The sequence below is a fragment of the Paraburkholderia sp. BR14320 genome, assembly GCF_040948665.1.
In the GTDB taxonomy this organism is placed as follows: domain Bacteria; phylum Pseudomonadota; class Gammaproteobacteria; order Burkholderiales; family Burkholderiaceae; genus Paraburkholderia; species Paraburkholderia youngii.
Genome location: NZ_JBFPKG010000241.1, coordinates 1 through 621, shown reverse-complemented (window position 1 = coordinate 621; position 621 = coordinate 1). Strand labels below are relative to the sequence as shown.

1 pseudogene is annotated in these 621 nt (G+C 56.0%); it reads left to right on the top strand.

Going from position 1 to position 621, the window contains the following annotated elements:
• Positions 1-224: pseudogene (locus tag AB3X89_RS40120) on the top strand (ABC transporter ATP-binding protein); the annotation flags it as partial.
• Positions 225-621: the final 397 nt, after the last annotated feature.

The window sequence follows — 621 nt, the reverse complement described above, 5'->3', positions numbered from 1 at the left end:
CGTCGATGGGCCTCTCGCCGATCATGGTCGAGAAGATCTTCGAAGTGGTGCGCTCGATTTCCGCCGAAGGTATGACCGTTCTGCTCGTCGAGCAGAACGCGCGTCTCGCGCTGCAGGCGGCCAATCGTGGCTACGTGATGGACTCCGGTCTGATCACGATGTCGGGCGACGCGAAACAGATGCTCGACGATCCGAAGGTTCGGGCCGCCTACCTCGGAGAATGATGCTGTTGTGTGATACTGGCTATGGTAAGTCGGGTCCCGGCTTCCCGAACGATCCGCCGATGCCGAGGTCACGCTGATCAAAAAGCGCGCTTGGCACGTTAGATCATTTACAGGCATCTACCACTATGGCTATAACTCGCACCATCGCTTTAAGGTCGACAGTGCCTAAGCGGGATCACTTTCCGCACCGGTGTTGCGCGGTAGGTTCGATCCAGACGCGTTCAATCTGGATATTACAAATCAGCGGACGTCTAGTGCGACTGCCAATGGGCCCTTAACAGGATGCGGAAATACCCCCGCCCGGAATCGACCTTCCACGATTTGAGCGCCCACCGTCGCTAAATCTTTCGCATTGTGCAATTTCAACGCGCATCAACCTTTTTAAAGCACTGTGAGG